Raw genomic sequence first — 3,812 nt, forward strand, 5'->3', positions numbered from 1 at the left:
CTTAAACTTCCAAAGGGAAAGGCAATATCATCGACAATCACTAAGATGTTTTCTTTTGGTATTTTAAGCTCTTTCATCCAGTAATTTACAGCCTTCCCGCTAAGGTTCATATAGGTTGTAGGCTTAATAAGATGGAGTTGCCTTCCTTTATACTTAATTGAACAAGCATTCGCATATCTTTCAGTTTTAAACGTTGTCTGATGGTCGTCAGCCAGCTTATCTAACACTAAAAAGCCAATGTTATGTCTCGTAAGCTCGTATTCAGCTCCGATGTTCCCAAGTCCTACAATCAAATATTTCATACCAGCAAAATAAAAAAATCCTGCCTTGACACATCAAGACAGGATTTCGAATTTTCTAAAAATTGAAGATTAAGCCTCTCCTCCTTCAGCTGTTGGAGCTTCTCCACCTTCAGCGGCAGGAGCCTCAGCACCTTCTGCGCCTTCTTCAACGCCTTCCTCTTCTTCTTCCTCATCAGACTTACCTCTAAGTGCTCTTGGTATTTCAACCACAGCAACAGAAGCAATTTTAGAATCAAGAATTTCGAAGTTGTTTTCTTCAATTTCACCAACTTTAAGTGCTCTACCAAAGTCTAGTTTAGCTAAATCTACTGTAATAAATTCTGGTAGATCTTTTGGAAGGGCCTTAACAGTTAAATGTCTTCTTTTCTTAATTAAGGTTCCACCTTTAGCCACACCAGGAGAGTTGCCTTCAAAATGCACTGGAATGTTCATTTTGATAGTTTTTCCAGCGAACATTTGCAAGAAGTCTACGTGCAGAAGAATTTCACTTACCGGATGAAACTGAGCATCCTGTAAAATTGCTTCAAACTCTCTTCCTTCAATGTTCAAGTGAACAAAATGTGCTTGATCTGTGTAAATTAATTCTCTGAAAAGGATGGCAGGTGCATAAAAATGAACTTGCTCTTCTCCACCATAAATTACACATGGTACATGGCCTTCAGCTCTAAGCCTCTTGGCCTCAGATTTGCCGAGATTTGCTCTGTTATACCCTATAATCTCAACTGTTTTCATAATTGTATATTTAGTTAATAATTACGCTTGAATAAATAATGAGCTGATTGATTCATGGTCATGAATCTTTCTAATTGCTTTTGCAAAAAGATCAGCAATTGTTAATACTTTAATTTTTGATGATTCGCCTCTCAACGGAAGTGAATCAGTAATCACTAATTCCTCTAACACGGAATTTTCAATGTTCTCATACGCTTTGCCAGAAAGTACACCATGAGTTACAACAGCTCTTACAGAATTAGCTCCTTTCTCTTTTAATAAAGCTGCGGCTTTGCACATGGTTCCACCTGTATCAATCAGGTCGTCCACCATAATCACATCTTTACCTTCAACATCACCAATCAGACGCATTGATGCAACTTCGTTTGCTCTTTTTCTGTGCTTATCACACACAACCATTTCAGCATCAAAAAATTTCGCGAATGCCCTTGTTCTCTTTACACCCCCCACATCAGGCGATGCGAATATGATATTATCCAGGTTTAGAGCTTTTAAATAAGGAATAAAAATGGAAGTACCATCTAAATGATCAAGTGGAATATCAAAAAAGCCTTGTATTTGATCGGCATGCAAGTCGCATGTCATAATTCTATCTGCACCTGCTGCTGTTAAGAGATTAGCCATTAGCTTAGCTGCAATCGCCACCCTTGGCTTATCTTTTCTATCTTGTCGGGCATACCCAAAGTAAGGAACCACTACAGTTACATATTTGGCGCTTGCTCTTTTCGCTCCGTCTATCAATAATAACAACTCCATGAAGTTGTCAGCAGGAGGGAAGGTAGATTGAATAATAAATACATCACAGCCTCTAACTGATTCGGAAAAATAAGGGCACATTTCACCATCACTGAAAGTCTGATGGGTTACTTCACCAAGCGGTTTGCCGTAAGATTGTGCAATCTTTTCTGCTAGATACTTAGTTGCGTGTCCTGAAAATATTTTAACCGATGACATATCGTATGTTTTTTTAAACAAAAGGCGATCCCGACTTCATTCGGGATCGCCCTTTTTAAAGTTGCCCGACTAGGGCTCGAACCTAGACTCTTCTGGACCAAAACCAGACGTGTTGCCAGTTACACCATCGGGCAGTTTTGCTTCCCCTTTATTTTGGGATTGCAAATGTAATCTGAAAATATTAAAAAGTAAATCCTAGATTAATTATTTTCATTTACAATTAAGAATTTTTCTCCACCCATTTTCTGGCATTTGCAAAGGCCTCTATCCAAGGTGAAACCTCATCTGCCCTGTCAGAAGGGTAATCTGGCCAATTATAAGGATAAATAGATCGTTCCAAATGTGGCATAATTGCTAAATGACGACCATCTTTCGAGCAAACGGCTGCGGCAGCATAATCACTATCATTCGGGTTTCCCGGATAATTTTTATAAGAATAGGTCGATACTATATTATAAGCATCTTCACTCTGAGGTAAAATAAACCTGCCTTCACCATGTGCTAGCCAAACGCCCAATTTACTTCCTGATAGTGTCTCCAACATTATGGAGTTATTCTTAGGTATATCAATGTTAATAAATGCTGATTCAAATTTGCCTGATCCATTATGATGCATTTTCGGGTGATTGCTTAGTTCAGGATAAAGTAGTCCGAGTTCCATCATTAACTGGCATCCATTGCACACCCCTAAGCTTAACGTATCTTTTCTTGCATAGAATTTCTCTAGGGCGTTTTTTGCCTTTTCATTATATAAAAATGCACCTGCCCAGCCTTTGGCAGAACCCAATACGTCTGAATTTGAAAAGCCACCCACAAAGGCAATCATATTTACATCTGAAAGGTCTTCACGCCCTGAAATGAGGTCGGTCATGTGTATATCTTTCACATCGAAACCTGCAAGGTGCATGGCCCAGGCCATTTCTCTATCACCATTTACACCCTTTTCCCTTATGATGGCTCCCTTTATGCCCGACTGTTTTTTTCTATCCAGGTCTAAGCCTGAATCTTTTAGGCTTCCAGTAAAATGTGCAGGAAAATTATAGGTTAAAGGCTGTATTTTATAGTTGTTAAACCTCTGGTCGGCATGTTTTTCACCACTTTGTTTTCTGTCCAAAAGGTGTGATGTTTTGTACCAAATATCCCTCATCTCATCAATATTGAAAGAGAGTTGTTCTGCATTTTTAGTTATCTCAACTTTTCTGTTGGAAGTAGTTGTTCCAATTAATTGATATTGGATTCCTTCTTGATCTAATTTTTGTGCTAATGAACTGCCAATTTCAACCTCTAAAATGAGACCTGGCTGCTCACTGAAGAGTATTTTTACTAAATCATTTTCTTTAATACTGTTTAAATCGATGCTTAAACCACCTTCTTTATTCGCAAAAGTCATTTCCAACAACGCAGTGAGCATACCACCAGCAGAAATATCATGTCCGGAAAGAATTTTACCATCAATAATTAAAGATTGTATTGCTTGAAAAGCCTTTTTAAAGTATTCCGAGCTCTTGACTGTTGGAGCTTTAGAACCAAGCTTGTTTCTCACCTGGGCGAATGAACTTCCTCCCAATTCAAAGCTATCACCAGACAGGTCAATATAAAGTATTTCTGAATCCCTTGTCTTTTTTAGGTTCGGACTAAGTGTTTTTGTGACATCGCTCACTTCAGCAACGGTACTGATGATTACTGTACCTGGAGAATAAATAGTTTTACCATCAGGGTATTTTTGTGTCATTGAAAGTGAGTCTTTACCTGTTGGGATATTAATTCCCAATTCTGTAGCAAACTCACTCAGGCTTTGAACAGCTTGATATAATCTGGCAGTTT

General features: G+C 38.5%; 4 protein-coding genes and 1 tRNA gene. All 5 read right to left on the minus strand.

Going from position 1 to position 3,812, the window contains the following annotated elements:
- A partial coding sequence (gene pth / locus RLO81_RS18975) for an aminoacyl-tRNA hydrolase (RefSeq protein ID WP_350115541.1) occupies positions 1–302 on the minus strand: 302 nt, incomplete at its 3' end.
- A 69-nt stretch (positions 303–371) separates the two neighbouring features.
- Positions 372–1,034, minus strand: coding sequence for a 50S ribosomal protein L25/general stress protein Ctc (locus RLO81_RS18980; RefSeq protein WP_350115544.1), 663 nt, complete (start codon positions 1,032–1,034; stop codon positions 372–374).
- A gap of 21 nt (positions 1,035–1,055) precedes the next feature.
- On the minus strand, positions 1,056–1,988 hold the full coding sequence (locus RLO81_RS18985) for a ribose-phosphate pyrophosphokinase (protein ID WP_350115547.1): 933 nt from the start codon (positions 1,986–1,988) through the stop codon (positions 1,056–1,058).
- Between the two features lie 61 nt (positions 1,989–2,049).
- Positions 2,050–2,122 (minus strand) — tRNA-Gln (locus RLO81_RS18990).
- A gap of 86 nt (positions 2,123–2,208) precedes the next feature.
- On the minus strand, positions 2,209–3,812 hold a 1,604-nt coding region (locus RLO81_RS18995; RefSeq protein WP_350115549.1), incomplete at its 5' end, for a phosphoribosylformylglycinamidine synthase subunit PurQ.

The organism is Fulvivirga sp., from assembly GCF_040220315.1.
GTDB lineage: Bacteria > Bacteroidota > Bacteroidia > Cytophagales > Cyclobacteriaceae > Fulvivirga.